This window comes from Vibrio sp. SBT000027 (assembly GCF_963894355.1).
Taxonomy (GTDB): Bacteria; Pseudomonadota; Gammaproteobacteria; order Enterobacterales; family Vibrionaceae; genus Vibrio; species Vibrio splendidus.
Genome location: NZ_CAWQGD010000004.1, coordinates 2,072,847 through 2,088,358, shown reverse-complemented (window position 1 = coordinate 2,088,358; position 15,512 = coordinate 2,072,847). Strand labels below are relative to the sequence as shown.

General features: G+C 44.8%; 15 protein-coding genes. 10 read left to right on the top strand and 5 right to left on the bottom strand.

Annotated features, from left to right (window positions below; genetic code table 11):
• The first annotated feature begins 13 nt into the window (after positions 1–13).
• From AACU28_RS19125 to AACU28_RS19115, 3 genes are all read left to right on the top strand, one after another.
• Positions 14–1,369, top strand: coding sequence for a replication-associated recombination protein A (locus tag AACU28_RS19125; protein WP_017078970.1), 1,356 nt, complete (start codon positions 14–16; stop codon positions 1,367–1,369).
• A gap of 142 nt (positions 1,370–1,511) precedes the next feature.
• Complete coding sequence (gene serS / locus AACU28_RS19120; RefSeq protein WP_004734554.1) at positions 1,512–2,819, top strand: serine--tRNA ligase; 1,308 nt, start codon at positions 1,512–1,514, stop codon at positions 2,817–2,819.
• A gap of 242 nt (positions 2,820–3,061) precedes the next feature.
• A complete protein-coding gene (locus tag AACU28_RS19115) occupies positions 3,062–3,328 on the top strand; it encodes a DksA/TraR family C4-type zinc finger protein (RefSeq protein WP_004734553.1) in 267 nt (88 codons plus the stop codon).
• A gap of 104 nt (positions 3,329–3,432) precedes the next feature.
• Here AACU28_RS19115 and bioA read toward each other — a convergent pair whose 3' ends face one another.
• Positions 3,433–4,710 (bottom strand): adenosylmethionine--8-amino-7-oxononanoate transaminase, encoded by a 1,278-nt coding sequence (gene bioA, locus AACU28_RS19110; protein ID WP_108111680.1) that lies wholly within the window; start codon positions 4,708–4,710, stop codon positions 3,433–3,435.
• Between the two features lie 159 nt (positions 4,711–4,869).
• Here bioA and bioB point away from each other — a divergent pair, with 159 nt between their 5' ends.
• The 4 genes from bioB to bioD are packed head-to-tail and all read left to right on the top strand — an operon-like array spanning position 4,870 to position 8,604.
• A complete protein-coding gene (bioB, locus tag AACU28_RS19105; protein ID WP_004734551.1) occupies positions 4,870–5,922 on the top strand; it encodes a biotin synthase BioB in 1,053 nt (350 codons plus the stop codon).
• Complete coding sequence (bioF, locus tag AACU28_RS19100) at positions 5,909–7,120, top strand: 8-amino-7-oxononanoate synthase (RefSeq protein ID WP_121603436.1); 1,212 nt, start codon at positions 5,909–5,911, stop codon at positions 7,118–7,120. Before bioB ends, bioF begins: the two co-directional genes overlap by 14 nt.
• Complete coding sequence (bioC, locus tag AACU28_RS19095; RefSeq protein WP_121603435.1) at positions 7,121–7,924, top strand: malonyl-ACP O-methyltransferase BioC; 804 nt, start codon at positions 7,121–7,123, stop codon at positions 7,922–7,924.
• Positions 7,921–8,604: a dethiobiotin synthase gene (gene bioD, locus AACU28_RS19090; protein ID WP_004734548.1), complete on the top strand. Its 684-nt coding sequence runs from the start codon at positions 7,921–7,923 to the stop codon at positions 8,602–8,604. Before bioC ends, bioD begins: the two co-directional genes overlap by 4 nt.
• A gap of 114 nt (positions 8,605–8,718) precedes the next feature.
• Here the strand turns inward: bioD and AACU28_RS19085 are convergent, their stop codons facing one another.
• Complete coding sequence (locus tag AACU28_RS19085) at positions 8,719–8,886, bottom strand: hypothetical protein (RefSeq protein ID WP_017078977.1); 168 nt, start codon at positions 8,884–8,886, stop codon at positions 8,719–8,721.
• A gap of 277 nt (positions 8,887–9,163) precedes the next feature.
• On the opposite strand from AACU28_RS19085, the gene htpX reads away from it, so the two are divergent.
• Positions 9,164–10,027 carry a protease HtpX gene (gene htpX / locus AACU28_RS19080; RefSeq protein ID WP_010439977.1) on the top strand — a complete coding sequence of 288 codons (864 nt, stop codon included), beginning with the start codon at positions 9,164–9,166 and terminating at the stop codon, positions 10,025–10,027.
• A 261-nt stretch (positions 10,028–10,288) separates the two neighbouring features.
• Here htpX and purB read toward each other — a convergent pair whose 3' ends face one another.
• The 3 genes from purB to mnmA form a co-directional block, all read right to left on the bottom strand.
• Positions 10,289–11,659, bottom strand: a complete 1,371-nt coding sequence (gene purB, locus AACU28_RS19075; protein WP_017083261.1) for an adenylosuccinate lyase — start codon at positions 11,657–11,659, stop codon at positions 10,289–10,291.
• Between the two features lie 144 nt (positions 11,660–11,803).
• The gene (gene hflD, locus AACU28_RS19070) at positions 11,804–12,421 is read right to left on the bottom strand and encodes a high frequency lysogenization protein HflD (protein ID WP_004734565.1); all 618 of its coding nucleotides are present in this window, start codon (positions 12,419–12,421) and stop codon (positions 11,804–11,806) included.
• Between the two features lie 48 nt (positions 12,422–12,469).
• Complete coding sequence (gene mnmA, locus AACU28_RS19065; RefSeq protein WP_102451510.1) at positions 12,470–13,606, bottom strand: tRNA 2-thiouridine(34) synthase MnmA; 1,137 nt, start codon at positions 13,604–13,606, stop codon at positions 12,470–12,472.
• A 203-nt stretch (positions 13,607–13,809) separates the two neighbouring features.
• On the opposite strand from mnmA, the gene AACU28_RS19060 reads away from it, so the two are divergent.
• Both AACU28_RS19060 and AACU28_RS19055 read left to right on the top strand, forming a co-directional pair.
• The gene (locus tag AACU28_RS19060; protein WP_004734567.1) at positions 13,810–14,079 is read left to right on the top strand and encodes a hypothetical protein; all 270 of its coding nucleotides are present in this window, start codon (positions 13,810–13,812) and stop codon (positions 14,077–14,079) included.
• Between the two features lie 102 nt (positions 14,080–14,181).
• The gene (locus tag AACU28_RS19055; protein WP_004734568.1) at positions 14,182–15,486 is read left to right on the top strand and encodes an inosine/guanosine kinase; all 1,305 of its coding nucleotides are present in this window, start codon (positions 14,182–14,184) and stop codon (positions 15,484–15,486) included.
• Positions 15,487–15,512: the final 26 nt, after the last annotated feature.

Below are 15,512 nucleotides of genomic sequence, written 5' to 3'. Positions count from 1 at the left end.
ACGAATCAAGAGATTGCAATTGAGTAATTACAGCTTAGATTTTGCAGGGGACGAAGATTTTCGTCCCCTTGCTGCTCGTATGAGACCTGAAACTGTCGAACAGTACATCGGTCAGCAGCATATATTAGGCCCAGGTAAACCACTTCGTAGAGCGTTGGAAGCGGGCCATATTCACTCGATGATTTTATGGGGGCCTCCTGGCACCGGTAAAACCACGCTGGCGGAAGTGGCAGCAAACTATGCGAATGCTGAAGTTGAGCGCGTATCAGCGGTAACCTCGGGTGTTAAAGACATTCGTATCGCGATTGAAAAAGCGCGTGAAAACAAACAAGCAGGGCGCAGAACGATCCTGTTTGTGGACGAAGTCCATCGTTTTAACAAAAGTCAGCAAGATGCCTTTTTGCCACATATTGAAGATGGCACCGTGACCTTTATTGGCGCGACCACAGAAAACCCATCCTTTGAACTGAACAACGCTTTGTTGTCACGTGCGCGTGTTTACAAGCTGACTTCGCTTCATACCGATGATATTTCTCTCGTTATTCGCCAAGCTATTGAAGATAAACAGCGCGGTCTGGGTGATGTAACGGCTGATTTTGCTGGTAACGTCTTAGATCGCCTCGCTGAACTGGTCAACGGTGACGCACGTATGTCGCTCAACTATCTTGAGCTGCTGTATGACATGGCAGAAGACAACGACAAAGGCGAGAAAGCGATAACGTTACAGTTGCTGGCTGAGGTAGCTGGGGAGAAAGTCGCTCGCTTTGATAATAAGGGCGATATTTGGTACGACTTGATCTCCGCTGTTCACAAATCGATTCGCGGTTCAAACCCTGATGCGGCGTTGTATTGGTCAGCAAGAATGATTGCTGCGGGTTGTGACCCTTTGTATATCGTAAGACGCTTGCTGGCGATAGCTTCTGAAGATATCGGTAATGCTGACCCAAGAGCAATGCAGGTCGCAATGTCCGCTTGGGACTGCTTCACTCGAATTGGTCCTGCCGAAGGTGAGCGTGCTATTGCACAGGCGGTTGTTTATCTCGCGTGTGCACCAAAGAGTAACGCCGTTTACACCGCTTGGAAGCAAGCGTTAACGGATGCACACAATCTGCCTGAGTATGAAGTTCCTCATCATTTACGAAATGCACCTACAACTTTGATGAAGGACATGGGCTACGGGCAAGAATACCGTTATGCTCATGACGAACCTGGTGCCTACGCAGCTGGCGAAAAGTATTTGCCCCCTGAAATGGGAGAGAAGCAATACTATTTCCCAACAAAACGAGGCTTAGAGACTAAAATTGGCGAGAAGCTAGATTATCTGGCGGATTTGGACGCAAAAAGCCCACAAAAACGCTATGAAAAGTAGTCTTTTTTGGATATCGTTACCTAGTCATAAAAATTCAATTAAATCGTTTGAAATTGGTCGAAATAGCACCAGTTTTAGGGGTTTAGCAGTGATTCAGTAGTAATCTACTGAATATTCAAATAACTAAAGCATAGGATTAGCAATGCTGGATTCTAAATTACTTCGAGCTGAGCTGGATGAAACAGCGGCAAAATTAGCACGTCGAGGCTTCACCCTTGATGTAGAGACAATTCGTGAACTTGAAGAAAAACGTAAGTCCCTTCAGATGAAAACTGAAGAGCTGCAAGCGTTACGTAACTCTCGATCGAAGTCCATTGGTCAAGCGAAAGCAAAAGGCGACCATGAAGAAGCTGAGCGTATCCTTGCTGAAGTAGGCAACTTAGGCGCAGAACTAGACCAAGCTAAAGTAACATTGGCTGAGCTTCAATCTGAGCTAGAAACGATCACCATGTCAATTCCTAACCTACCTGATGCAGAAGTGCCAGACGGTAAAGATGAAGACGACAACGTAGAAGTTTCTCGTTGGGGTCAACCTAAGACTTATGACTTCGAAGTGAAAGATCACGTAGATCTAGGCGAAATGTCTGGCGGTCTTGATTTTGCTAGCGCAGTTAAAATCTCGGGTTCTCGTTTCATCGTGATGAAAGGCAAATTTGCACGTCTACACCGTGCTATTGCTCAGTTCATGCTGGATCTTCACACTGATGAGCACGGCTACACAGAAATGTACGTGCCGTACCTAGTGAACCACGATAGCCTATACGGTACTGGTCAACTTCCTAAGTTCGGCGAAGACTTGTTCCACACAAGCCCGCTAACTGAACAAGTAAGTGACGTACCTCTTAAGACTCTATCGCTTATCCCTACGGCAGAAGTACCGGTAACGAACATGGTTCGTGACACGATTACTGATGAAGCTGAACTGCCACTTAAGATGACAGCTCACACTCCATGTTTCCGTTCTGAAGCGGGTTCTTACGGTCGTGACACTCGTGGTCTTATCCGTATGCACCAATTCGACAAAGTTGAGCTAGTACAAATCACTAAGCCAGAAGACTCAATGGCAGCGCTTGAAGAGCTAACAGGTCATGCTGAGAAAGTACTTCAACTTCTAGAGCTTCCTTACCGTAAAGTGATTCTATGTACAGGTGACATGGGCTTCGGTTCTGCGAAAACTTACGACTTAGAAGTATGGGTTCCAGCACAAGAGACTTACCGTGAAATCTCTTCTTGTTCAAACATGTGGGATTTCCAAGCGCGTCGTATGCAAGCTCGTTTCCGTCGTAAAGGCGAGAAGAAACCTGAACTTGTACACACACTAAACGGTTCTGGTCTTGCTGTTGGTCGTACTATGGTTGCTATTCTTGAGAACAACCAAGAAGCAGATGGCCGTATTGCTATCCCAACAGTACTTCAACCATACATGGGCGGCGTAACGCACATTGGTTAATTGGTTAATTGGTTAATTGGTTAATTGGTTAATCAGTAAAACTGTTATACGAAAACCCAGTCAATCGGCTGGGTTTTTTATTATCTGTTACACCGGAAAGCAGTAAGTCGAGGGCCAGTTTCATTACTCATTTGTAATAGTGTTTCTCTAATTTTGGTTATTATTACATCACTCAAAAATGGTTATAATGCGCTCTTACCGCGGTAGGTACAAATTTCTCATACAAATACAGAGGAGGACTTATGGCCGTAGGATGGGCAGGTGACGATAGCGTCAGTCAGCAAATTCAAAATACCATTGATGATGAGATCTCTCGTGTAAGAGGGAACATTCAAAGTGGGGAAAGCTTGCATTATTGTGACGAGTGCGGTGATGAGATATCAGAAAAGAGACGGCTAGCGATTAAAGGCGTGCGTTTCTGTATTGGATGCCAGTCCATGTTTGAACACGTTGCGCATCGTCACTCATTGTTCAATCGCAGAGCAAGTAAAGACAGCCAACTTCGTTAGAAGGCGGTCGTTCTCTATTGTCGATAATAACTAACCGACCTCTCCTTAACCTCAATATTGCAGATAGCAAATGAACCAGCAAGGAGAGGTCATAGTTTTGTCTTCTATTTAAAGCAGCGGCTATCTTTTAATGCGCAATCAATGGCGGAAACAAGCTGTTCGATATGTTCCGGTTTGCTAATGAAGGGAGGCATCATATAAATCAACTTACCAAACGGACGTATCCAAACGCCTTGTTCAACAAAGTGAGCTTGGATGGTTTCCATATCGACAGGCGTGTGAGTCTCAACGACGCCAATAGCGCCTAGCCAACGAACGTCTTTGACAAGATCATGCTCTCGCAACGGTGGTAGCAACTCAGAAAAGAGTTGTTCAATCTGTTGAGTCTGATTTTTCCAATGGCCTTGCTCGATGATGGATAAACTTGCTGCACCCACAGCACAAGCTAAAGGGTTGCCCATAAAGGTTGGCCCGTGCATAAAGCAACCGGCTTCACCGCCACATACGGTGTCTGCGACTTCTTTGCTCGCAAGTGTCGCTGACAGTGTCATATAGCCGCCAGTTAAAGCCTTGCCTACGCATAAAATATCGGGTTGAACATCGGCATGCTCACAGGCGAACAGTTTGCCTGTTCGGCCAAATCCGGTCGCAATCTCATCCAAAATAAGTAATACGTTGAATTCATCACACAGCAAGCGAACCTGTCTCAGGAACTCAGGGTGGTAGATGCGCATGCCGCCAGCGCCTTGAACGATAGGCTCTAAGATTACGGCGGCAACCTCTGCATGATGGGCTGTGAGTTTCTCTCGAAAGCTATTGATGTCACTTGAATTCCACTCATCCCAAAAGCCAGTTTTTGGCGAATCAGCGAAAATGTGCTCAGGCAAAAAGCCTTTGTAAAGGCTATGCATCGAGTTATCCGGATCGGTCACTGACATCGCCGCGAAGGTATCGCCGTGGTAACCATCTCTTAGCGTTAGGAACTTTGAACGAGGTTGCCCTTTAGCGTGCCAGTATTGCAGCGCCATTTTGAGGCTTACTTCTACGGCGACCGAACCAGAGTCAGCCAAGAATACATGTTCAAGATTACTGGGTGCTAGATTCAAAAGTTTCTTACATAAATCGATAGCGGGCTGGTGGGTGATACCACCAAACATAACGTGTGAAACCTTATCGATTTGACTGTGTGCGGCGGCATTTAACTCAGGGTGATTGTAGCCGTGGATGGTTGACCACCAAGATGACATACCATCAATAATTCGTTTTCCGCCTTCTAATTCTAGGTAAACACCGTCTGCGTTGGTGACTGGATAGCAGGTCAGAGGTGTTAACGTTGATGTGTAGGGATGCCAGATATGCTGGCGATCAAAGGCGAGATCCATAGTAACTTCCATTCTTGGTGTGATTAAAAAATAACCAGATGTAAACTTTTGATATTATCAATGTGTTGACAGTCTAAAGCTTGTCGGTAGACTAGCCAAGCATAAATGCAATCTCTATTGATAGAGATGCAACATCAAATAATAAAAAAGGATCGACACGTGGAAGTTCGTCATGACTGGACAGTTGCTGAAGTAACAGCACTGCTTGAAAAACCGTTTATGGATTTAATGTTTGAAGCTCAAGTCGTTCATAGACGGTACCAAGAGCACAACCACGTGCAAGTGAGTACGCTTCTATCGATAAAGACGGGTGCTTGTCCTGAAGATTGTAAGTACTGCCCTCAAAGTGCTCACTACCGAACGGATGTCGACAAAGAACGCTTAATGGAAGTCGAGCGTGTTTTGGATGCTGCGCTAAAAGCTAAGAATGCGGGCTCAACTCGCTTTTGTATGGGCGCTGCATGGAAAAACCCGAAAGAGCGCGATATGCCTCACCTTACCGACATGATCAAAGGTGTGAAAGGCATGGGTTTGGAAACCTGTATGACACTGGGCATGTTAACGCCCGATCAAGCGGGTGAATTAGCGGATGCGGGTTTGGATTACTACAACCATAACCTTGATACGTCTCCTGAGTTCTACGGCAGCATCATTACTACTCGCACTTACCAAGATCGTTTAGATACCTTATCTCACGTGCGTGATGCCGGTATGAAGATCTGTTCTGGTGGCATTATTGGTATGGGCGAAAGCACTAATGACCGTGCAGGTCTACTTGTCGAGCTAGCGAACCTCCCAGTACACCCTGAGAGTGTGCCAATCAACATGCTCGTAAAAGTGAAAGGCACACCGATGGAAAACGTCGATGATGTTGAGTCTTTCGATTTCATTAAGCTGATTGCGATTGCTCGTATCATGATGCCAATGTCTGCGGTTCGTCTATCAGCGGGCCGTGAGAATATGAATGAACAGATGCAAGCGATGTGTTTCATGGCTGGCGCGAACTCTATCTTCTACGGTTGTAAGCTACTGACTACACCAAACCCAGATGAAGACACGGATATGCAGCTGTTTAAGAAGTTAGGTATCAACAGCCAACAAGTGGCTCAGAAGCCTGATGAAATTCAAGAAAACGAACTGTTAGATCAAGTGGTGGAGCGCGTTGCTGCTCGTCCAACGAAAGATGACATGTTCTACGATGCCACTGTTTAAATCTCGCATCAAAAGTGCCCTTGCTCATCGCCGTGAGCAAGGGTTAACTCGTCAACTTAAGGTACTCGAAAACAGCAATAGCCCTTTGCTTACTAGTGAAGGTTTTAACTTCGTTAATTTTTCGAGTAATGACTATTTAGGTTTGGCAAACGATCCTGAACTGGTCGATGCATGGCAAACCGGACTTTCCCAATATGGTGCTGGCAGTGCAGCATCGCCATTGGTCACGGGTTTTAGCCCTGCTCATCGAAATTTAGAGGCTCAGCTGTGTGAATGGCTTGGCTTTGAACGTGCCATTCTCTTTAACTCTGGTTTCAGCGCTAACCAAGCCTTGTTGTTTTCTCTGCTCGAGAAAGACGATTCTCTATTGCAAGATAAGCTTAACCACGCATCTCTAATGGAAGCGGGGATGCTTTCTCCTGCGACAATGAAACGTTTCAAGCACAACGATACTCAGCACCTCGAGTCTTTACTAAGCCGCTCTCCACAATCGTTAGTCGTGACTGAAGGTGTGTTCAGCATGGATGGCGACAAAGCGCCTCTTAGCCAGATATTTAACCTGACTAATCGATACGACAGTTGGTTGGCGGTTGATGATGCCCACGGTATTGGCGTATTAGGTGATAAAGGGGCTGGGAGCTGCAGTGCGGCACAAATCTCACCTGATATCTTGGTGGTGACTTTTGGTAAAGCATTTGGCCTTTCTGGTGCTGCGATTCTTTGTTCGTCAGAGGTGGGTGACTACTTAACTCAGTTTGCTCGTCATCATGTGTATTCGACAGCGATGCCACCTTCACAAGCGGTGGCTTTGTCTCATGCGTGTAAGATGATTCAGACGCAAGAGTGGCGTCGTGAGAAGTTGACAGAACTTGGTGCCCTTTATGCTGAGCAGGTGAGTGGCGTGAAAGGCTTTATTGATACTCAGACCCCAATCAAGCCGTTCGTTATTGGCGAAGCCCAAGCTGCACTATCTATTGCTGAAGAGTTAAAGCGCAATCAAGTTTGGGTAACGGCAATAAGGCCACCAACGGTGCCTATTGGGACTGCTTGTTTACGAATTACGTTAACGGCCAATCACAGTCAGGAACAGATTCTTCAGTTAACTGACTCGTTGCTTCAAGCAATAGAGCGAAGCAACGACTCTGAAAGCCAACCAAGCATAGAATCAAGCTTTGAATTAAAGAAAGAGGCTCAGTAAATGTCACAAGAAGTAGTAGTGCATAATTACGTAGGCCAAGATAAGAGTGCGATTGCCGAAGCCTTCGGTAAAGCAGCGACAACGTATGACAAACACGCTGAATTTCAGCGCGATGTCGGCCACCGACTCCTAGATAAGCTACCGAGAGACCTCTCTGGCTTAAAGGTGCTCGATTTAGGTTGTGGTACTGGCTACTTCTCTGAGCAGATGGTAAAGCGTGGTGCTGAAGTGGTGTGTGCTGATCTTTCTGTTGGAATGTTAGAAAGGGCAGAGCAGCGCTGTGGTGTATCGGTTTCTTTATATCAACAAGCCGATGCTGAACAATTGCCGTTTGAAGATGGGTGTTTTGACATCGTTTTTTCAAGCTTAGCGTTGCAATGGTGCGATGATTTATCCTCACCTTTAAAAGAGATGAAGCGCGTTGTAGCGGTTGGCGGACGTGTGATTTTCTCAACTTTGCTTGATGGGTCACTGTTTGAACTGGAAAAATCATGGTCCAAAATTGACGCACATCAACACGTTAACCATTTTATTACAATCAATCAGGTAAAAATTGCGTTAGCGCAATCTAGCTGTACTGCTCATCAACTAGACTTGCCCACCATCACCGTTTGGTACGACACTGCGTTTGAACTGATGCGCGACCTTAAAGGTATCGGCGCTAATCACGTAAGTGGTCGCTCACAAGGTTTAACAAGTCGCCGCATGTTGCAGCTTGTTGAACGGGAATATCGAGAGTTTAAAAACCATCAAGGTTTCTTACCAGCAACATATCAAGTTTGTTTAGGGGTTATTCAATTATGATTGATGCATTATTCATTGCAGGTACGGATACCGAAGTGGGAAAAACTGTGGTTTCAAAAGCGATTCTTCAAGCTTTGGCCGCACAGGATTTATCAACAATTGGTTATAAACCAGTTGCTGCAGGGTGTGAACAATACCCTGAAGGGTTACGTAACAGTGATGCATTGCACCTTCAAGAAGCTGCGACGCAAGATGTTGCTTACGAAGACGTTAACCCGTACGCATTGTTGCTACCATCATCGCCTCACATCGCGGCAAAGCATGACGGTGTCGTGGTTGATGAAGCGGTATTATCAGCGAAGCTAGAAGAGCATAAGCAAAACTCTGACATCGTTTTAGTTGAAGGTGCTGGTGGTTGGCGTGTACCCGTTTCAGATGACGAATATTTATCTAGTTGGGTTAAGAAAGAGCAGCTTCCAGTTGTCCTGACTGTTGGTATTAAGCTGGGTTGTTTGAGCCACGCTCTGTTAACTGCTGAAGCGATTCGTGCAGATGGTCTAAACCTAGTAGGTTGGGTAGCGAACCGCATTAATCCAGGCACTGAACATTATGCTGATATTATTGCGATGCTTGAAGACAAGCTAGGTGCGCCGAAGTTAGGTGAAATCCCTTACGTACCAAGAGCAAAGTCTAAGAACATTGGTAAGTACATTGATGTGCAGCCTTTACTTGCGCTTTGATTCTCACCTTGTGTACTAAATAAGAAAAGGGCTGCGATTGCAGCCCTTTTGCTATGTTAAGCCTTTGACCATAAGTTGATAAACAACCGGTCTTTTAATCCAGCAAGCTCGGGATTAATGTTCTTTTGTTAGTCCCATTAATGCTTGTTGCGTTTCTGTGATTTTTGTCTGTGCCGTTTGTGGAGTTAGGATCCCAATCTGCTTTTTTGCTTCTTCTTCAGTAATCCCTAGGTGACAGCACAGTAAATCGATAGCCATTTGAGTGTTAGTACCTTCAACCATGATCCTTCCCTTTTTGTACATGGACTAGCCAATAAATCATCTGAGGTCACTGTAAACGGATTGTTATATCGACACCATACGACTTAGGTCTAATAGACCGTGATTAACTCATCTACAATCTCGTAATCAAATGTTGCAATTTAATGCTTAACCTTGTTTTCTTAATCTAAGACTATATGTATAAGTAAGTATAAGTCTTCAAGGTTGGAATCTATTGCTGTCTGCCTTGTCTATAACAATAAGTTTTATAAAAACAGCTTTCATGCGGAGATAAGTAATGAAGCGAGTAATGTTGTTCCTTGCAACCAACCTTGCGGTTGTATTGGTACTAAGTGTTGTTCTTAATATTGTATATGCAGTCACAGGTATGCAACCAGGAAGCCTTTCAGGCTTGTTGTTAATGGCTGCGGTGTTTGGTTTTGGCGGTTCATTCATCTCATTAATGATGTCAAAGAAAATGGCGCTACGCTCAGTAGGCGGCATGGTAATTGAAAGCCCACGTAACGAAACAGAACATTGGTTGATGGAGACGGTAAGCCGTCAATCTCAACAAGTTGGTATTGGTATGCCAACAGTGGCGATCTACGACTCGCCTGACATCAACGCATTCGCGACGGGTGCTAAGCGTGATGATTCATTGGTAGCAGTATCAACAGGCCTGCTGCACAACATGACGCGTGATGAAGCTGAAGCAGTATTAGCGCATGAAGTGAGCCACATCGCGAACGGCGACATGGTGACCATGACGTTAATGCAAGGTGTAGTGAACACGTTCGTTATCTTCCTATCTCGTTTCATCGCCAACATTGTTGCGTCGAATGACAACGAAGAAGAGGGCGGCAGCAACATGATGGTGTACTTCGGTGTGTCTATGGTGTTGGAATTGGTATTTGGTTTCTTAGCAAGCTTCATTACGATGTGGTACAGCCGTCATCGTGAATTCCATGCCGATGCAGGTGCAGCGAACCTAGTGGGTAAAGAGAAGATGATTGCAGCGCTAGAGCGTCTAAAGGTGAGCCATGAGCCACAACTAGAAGGTTCTATGATGGCATTTGGTATCAACGGTAAGAAGTCTTTAACAGAGCTTCTAATGAGCCACCCACCGCTAGACAAGCGTATTGCGTCTCTACGTAACATGTAATTTCTAATACAAGCAGTTGTCGTTAAGCGGCAATAGGTATTCTAAAGGCTTCCTTCGGGAGGCCTTTTTTGATCTTGGCATTTAAGGATGTTTGTCTAATGTGGCTTGCAGTATTTGAATGGGGGAGGTGAGTAGGACAAGTCAGGTTTGATTGACGACTGTTGTTTACTTAGGGACTACTGTTCGAGACATTTGTTCTACGCAACAAAAAGGCTTCCACATGGGAAGCCTTAGTCTATTCTGTGATTCGAACTTCGAATCTTACAGCTTGTCAGTTAGCTCGATTGCTTGACCGATGTAGTTCGCTGGCGTCATCTCTTTTAGACGTACTTTCTCGTCTGCAGGGATTTCAAGACCATCGATGAATGCACGCATGCCTTCGCCATCTACACGTTTACCACGAGTTAGCTCTTTTAGCTTCTCGTATGGCTTCTCGATGCCGTAACGACGCATTACTGTTTGTACTGGTTCAGCCAATACTTCCCAGTTTTTGTCTAGTTCAGCAAGTAGCGCAGCACGGTTAACTTCTAGCTTGCTAATACCTTTCAGAGTCGAAGTGTATGCAATGATTGCGTAGCCAACACCAACACCTAAGTTACGAAGAACTGTAGAGTCAGTAAGGTCACGCTGCCAGCGAGAAACTGGAAGTTTTTGTGCTAGGTGGCTAAATACTGCGTTCGCTAGACCAAGGTTGCCTTCAGAGTTTTCGAAGTCAATTGGGTTAACTTTATGCGGCATTGTAGAAGAGCCGATTTCGCCAGCAATAGTCTTCTGCTTGAAGTGACCAAGAGCGATGTAGCCCCAAACGTCACGGTCGAAGTCCAGAAGGATTGTGTTGAAACGAGCAACAGCATCAAACAGCTCAGCGATGTAATCGTGAGGTTCGATTTGAGTTGTGTACGGGTTCCAAGTTACGCCAAGAGATTCAGTGATGAACTCTTCGCTGAACTGGTGCCATTCAACTTCTGGGTATGCAGAAAGGTGTGCGTTGTAGTTACCTACAGCACCGTTGATTTTCGCTAGGATCTCAACGTTTTCGATTTGCTTGTATTGACGTTCCATACGGTACGCAACGTTAGCCATCTCTTTACCCATTGTAGAAGGAGAAGCTGGCTGACCGTGTGTGCGAGACAGTAATGGAATATCACGGTACTCGTTCGCAAGTGCTTTGATAGCATCAATTACGTTACGGATTTCTGGAAGAATCACTGTATCACGAGCTTCTTTAAGCATAAGCGCGTGAGAGGTGTTGTTGATGTCTTCAGAAGTACATGCAAAGTGAATAAATTCGTTTACAGCGTGAAGTTCAGGAACGCCAGCAACTTTCTCTTTCAAGAAGTACTCAACCGCTTTAACGTCGTGGTTAGTCGTGCGCTCGATCTCTTTGATACGTAGAGCATCTTCTTCACTGAAGTTAGCAGCTAGTTCATCAAGAAACTGGTTAGCTTCTGCACTGAAAGCTGGTACTTCTTTGATTGCATCTGTAGCTGCAAGCTTTTGTAACCAACGAACTTCAACGATAGAGCGGTACTTTAGTAGGCCAAACTCACTAAAGATGCTGCGTAATGCAACAGTCTTGCTTCCGTAACGGCCGTCTACTGGTGAAACAGCAGTCAATGCTGACAGTTCCATGGTGTTCTCCTGAATTGAGTTTTCTAAATTTTGAGAGGTTTATACCAGTAACAATCTCAATTGTCACGCATATTGCGCAATCGTTTGCGTGAGAGTTGTGTTGGTACAAAAAACAAGCTCGCGAACGAGGCGCGAGCTAATAAATTACATGCGAGCTAGCAGGATTTGAGCCTGCTCGATCATCTTCTTGCGACCGAAGATAAGGTGGCGACGTTTACCGCCAACTTGACGCCATAACACAGCGCTTCGAATTCCTGATAGCAGCAGAGCACGAACCTTATGCTGGCTCGATGTCTGTTGAAGTACTGCTGGCGTACCAGAAACCTGAATACGAGGGCCAATAGGGCTAACTACATCTAAGTAGATGCTCGCAAGGTTGCTGATCATTTGCTCGTCAAACAGATCGAAGTGCTCAGTTTGACGCTCTGCAGTTTGAATACGATCGCCAAGCTGTGACATAGAGTCATTGCGAGCAGATAGTTTACGTTCAAGCGCCATCAAGCTGATGATGTAGCGAGTAATGTCGCTACCAGCAGGAGTACTGTCGATACCTTTTACTAAGCATTCAAGGCCTAGCTTTAGGTTCGCCTCACGGCCAAATACACCCACAGTGTTCGCTGGGTTAGTATTTAAAATGGCATTGAGTGAAGCTTCGAAGGCATCTTTATCACAACGGCCGTCTTTCGCTACTTGTTGAACCAAAGCTACAGCTTGGCAAATTCCAGCGAAAGCAATAGTACGGTCATAAAGTGTATTAGCCACGTAGTAACTCCTAGTTGTTTTCTATCGTTTGTTGTTCGTTCGATTAGATTAGATGCGCTTTTCGATGATACCACCACCAAGACAGACTTCATCTAGGTAGAATACTGCCGATTGACCTGGGGTCACCGCAATTTGTGGTTCGTCAAAAATAACCTTAATGTTCTCATCATCAATTGGGATGATTGTACAAGGAATATCAGTCTGACGGTAACGTGTTTTTACCGTGCATGTCATAACTTCAGTAATTGGTGTGCGATTTACCCAATGAAGCTGAGAAGCGATCAAACCTTCTGATTTTAAAAGAGGGTGGTCTTTACCTTGTACCGCGATCAGAACATTACGTTTAAGGTCTTTTTCACCAACAAACCATGGGTCTTCATTACCGCCACCGCCTTTGGTGCCACCGATATGCAGGCCTTTACGTTGACCTAGCGTGTGGTACATCAAACCTTGGTGTTGACCAATAACTTGGCCTTCAGGTGTCTCGATGTTACCTGGTTGAGCTGGTAGATATTTGCCAAGGAATTCTGTGAACTTACGCTCACCAATAAAGCAGATGCCTGTTGAATCTTTCTTCTTCGCTGTGATCAAGTCTTGCTCTTCAGCAATGCGTCGTACTTCAGGCTTCTCTAATTCACCCACAGGGAATAGGCTGCGTGCCACTTGATCTGAACTTAGCGTATATAGGAAATAGCTTTGGTCTTTGTTGCTGTCTAGGCCACGTAGCATTTCTGGTTTCACGCCAGCGTCTAGCTCTTCTTGAGTTGGGAAAGTACGACGAACATAGTGACCCATCGCGATGTAGTCTGCGTCTAATACTTCATCCGCAAACTCTAAGAATGCTTTGAATTTGATTTCTTTGTTACAAAGGATATCTGGGTTCGGTGTACGACCCGCTTTGTATTCTTCAAGAAAGTACTCGAATACATTATCCCAGTACTCTGCTGCAAAATTGATAGTGTGAAGGTGGATACCTAGTTTGTCACATACCGCTTGAGCATCAGCAAGGTCTTCAGCTGCCGTGCAGTATTCTTCGTTATCGTCTTCTTCCCAGTTTTTCATGAAAAGGCCTTCTACCTGATAGCCTTGTTGCTGAAGAAGATACGCCGATACTGACGAATCTACACCGCCGGACATACCGACAATTACTTTCTTTTCGCTGTTTCCAGAGCTGATATCTGACATGTCTAAACACCGTTACTATTACTTGGTCGCAGATTCTAACAGAAAGAGAAACACCGCGACAGATCCGAGACCGGAATCACAGTTTCATTTGCACAAATATTGCGCTGAATTCGTTAGAGAATCGCATGAACGCGAGGAGACTCGCTAGGATGTCAGATCTATATGTGGCATAGTCGCTCAAAATCCAAGACCTGAGATAAAAAATGTCTGAACAAAATGAGTTTATGCAAGAAGAACAGTTGATCGAGATTATCGAAAACCAACTTGAAGATGGCCAACCTGTGAAAGTGAAAGAGACGCTGATGCGTTTAATGATGACAGGTACTCCTCGTGAAGAGGCGATTGCGGCTATGGCATGTGCATTGGCTATTGAAGTATTTGATGTAATGAAAAACGGCGCTGAGTTTAATCAAAAACGTTACGCCGAGCATTTGGGTATGCTACCTGACTTAAGCTTTATGGAAGGCGAATAAAAAAATAGCCTAGCAAACGTTTGCTATAGTTTGAAAGATTGCCGCGTTAAATATAGCGCGGTAGAATCCGCCACCTATTTCCCCTTGACTTAGACTAGCCTTATGAAATTCCCTGGACAACGTAAATCAAAGCACTATTTTCCGGTTCACGCTCGTGATCCTTTAGTAAGCCAAGCTCAAACTAGCAAAAGAATGTCACGTACTCATATTATCGGTATTGACCAAACTTTGGTGGATATTGAAGCGAAAGTGAGTTCTGAGCTAATCGAAAAATATGGCCTAAGTAAGGGACACTCACTGGTTATTGGTGATGAAGCTGCTGAATCCTTGTATCAAGAATTAAAAGAACAGTGCCTGATTACCAATGAATACGCTGGTGGCACAATTGGTAATACATTACACAACTATTCAGTATTGGCGGATGACCGTTCAACGCTATTGGGTGTAATGAGCCAAGATATTAAGATTGGTAGCTACGGTTACCGCTATTTATGTAATACATCAAGCAGAATGGATCTGAACCATTTACAAGGGGTAGATGGCGCAATTGGTCGCTGCTTTGCATTAATTACAGAAGATGGTGAACGTACTTTCGCAATTAGCGAAGGACAAATGAACCAATTAAAACCAGAAAGCATCCCTGAGAAAATTTTCAAAAGTGCTTCTGCTTTAGTGTTAACGGCGTATTTAGTTCGTTGTAAACCAGGTGACCCTATGCCTGAAGCAACAATGAAAGCTATCGAATACGCGAAGAAATACGATGTGCCTGTTGTTTTAACTCTTGGTACTAAGTTCGTTATTCAAGATGATCCAGAGTTCTGGAAAGATTTCCTTGAACAGCACGTCACTGTTGTTGCAATGAATGAAGACGAAGCTGAAGCCTTAACCGGAGAAAGCGATCCTCTTGCTGCTTCAGACAAAGCACTAGAGTGGGTAGACTTAGTTCTATGTACGGCAGGCCCTGTTGGCTTATTCATGGCGGGTTATACTGAAGACGCGGTGAAGCGTGAAACTTCATTGCCGCTGTTACCAGGCTCGATTGCAGAATTTAACCGCTATGAGTTTAGCCGTCCTGCACATAAAGAGTTATGTGACAACCCAACGAAAATCTATTCGCATATCGCGCCTTACATGGGTGGTCCAGAAAAGATCAAGAATACCAATGGTGCAGGGGATGCGGCGCTGTCGGCTTTATTACATGATATGGCAGCAAATAAATATCATAAAGAAAATGTACCGAATTCTAGCAAACACCAACATGCATTTTTAACGTATTCATCTTTCTCACAAGTTTGTAAATATTCAAACCGTGCAAGTTATGAAGTGTTGGTTCAGCACTCTCCTCGCTTGTCTCGTGGCCTTCCTGAAAGAGAAGACAGTCTAGAAGAAGCATACTGGGAAAGATAAGATATTTTTATCTTTTTCATTTATAT